This window comes from Kitasatospora sp. NPDC007106, assembly GCF_040634455.1.
Classification (GTDB): domain Bacteria; phylum Actinomycetota; class Actinomycetes; order Streptomycetales; family Streptomycetaceae; genus Kitasatospora; species Kitasatospora arboriphila.
The window spans coordinates 1-1430 of record NZ_JBEYFP010001212.1; the positions used below are offsets into that span (position 1 = coordinate 1).

At 75.0% G+C, this 1430-nt stretch carries 2 protein-coding genes; one reads left to right on the forward strand and one right to left on the reverse strand.

What is annotated here, in order from left to right:
* Positions 1 to 619: 619 nt before the first annotated feature.
* Entirely contained in the window at positions 620 to 793 is a 174-nt protein-coding gene (locus tag ABZ641_RS37240; protein WP_344625310.1) for a hypothetical protein, read from the reverse strand.
* Between the two features lie 198 nt (positions 794 to 991).
* Here ABZ641_RS37240 and ABZ641_RS37245 point away from each other — a divergent pair, with 198 nt between their 5' ends.
* Positions 992 to 1243, forward strand: coding sequence for a hypothetical protein (locus tag ABZ641_RS37245; protein WP_344625311.1), 252 nt, complete (start codon positions 992 to 994; stop codon positions 1241 to 1243).
* Positions 1244 to 1430 lie beyond the last annotated feature (187 nt).

Consider the following 1430-nt stretch of genomic DNA (forward strand, 5'->3'; position numbering starts at 1 on the left):
GTTCGGGCTGGTGAAGGCGGCCCTCGACCGGGCCGGTGCGGTGGCGGTGGGTAAGGCCGCAGGGCACCGGCCGACCAGCGGCGACATCTGACCGGTGCACCGCCGCACCGGCGCACTGCGGGCCTGCTACCTTCGCAGCCAGGCGTTCGCTCGCCGCGCCCAGTACCGCCGTCTGCGCCCGCACGGTGCCGACCGGGTCCTCAAGCGCGCGGCGCAGCCCGGCTCGTCGTCGTGGTTCTCCCAGCCGTCCGCGTTGTCCGGGCCGGGTGAGGGCTCCTCTGCGGGAGCGCCCGACCGGCAACCGCCGCACGCGGTGCGCGGCCTCCTCGGATGCGGCGGGTCCGGCGAGCGGAAGAGCCGGCCGCGGTCGGCGCCGCCCTCCAGGTGCGACTGCTCGGCCGGCACGGCGGCACCGGCCGGGGCCTGTCCGACCGGACGCGTGCGAGTGGGACGGCCTGCGCTCGGGGTAGGCGGCCTGTCGTGGCGAGCCTGGTCGCGCGAGTACCTCGTCGACCTGCCTCACGCGGGGTGGCCGCCTACGTGCGGGGCGGTGGACCACGGGATGGACGCGGTCGCAGACCAGCAGAGTGCCGAGCCGGGGATCGGGGTCAGGACCTGTCTACGGCCTGGCCCGGCCCGCGTGGTGCGTGGGCAGCCCGCGCGTGGCGGTGGCGAACGAGGGCTGGCCGGTCACGGGGTAGCCGTGGAAGGACTCCAGCGCGCCGATCTTGTGGCGGTCGGCATCCACCACGGCGTGGCCGCGCCGTTCCCGGATGTCACCCGCTTCGAACATCAGTGGCCTCCGATGCCCGTGGGCGTTTCCCGTTCCCCTTTCGGCGTGTGCCGCCGCCACCTGCCCGGTGTGTCGGCGAGGTGCCCGGGTGCGACCACCGGCTGCGCCTGCGGCACTGGTGGAGCCTTGCGGTCGCCGGCGGCCTGTCGGGCACCTACGGTCGTGTTCTGACACGGCCCGTCGTCGCGGGAGGCCAGGATGAGGTACTACCGGTGGATTCTCCGGACGCAGGACGACGACGGCCGCTGGGTCCAGCAGGACGGCGCTCCCATGCCGAACCCCCTGGAATACGACGGGCCGCCCCAGCAGGCGGCGAACCACCTGCGGGACGTGTTCGTCCGCACGCTCTCCAGCCCCGCTCCCGGCCCCCGGGCGATCACGGTCCAGGTATGGGAGGGGCGCCACTCGGTCGGTGAACCCCAGGCCGAGACCGAGTGGTCGCGCGAGTAGCCGGAAGGGCCGCGACCAGGCGACCAGGAGGACCGGCGCAGTTCGCCCGCATCCCGATGCCTGCACCGAAGGTCCATCAGCGCCGGGACGGCTCCGGTCGTCGACTGCGAGGCCGCCGTGCCGCAGGGTTTCCCGGGGCCCGAGCTGCGGCGCATGTCCGGGCGCGGTCCGCGCACCTGCCCGCTGG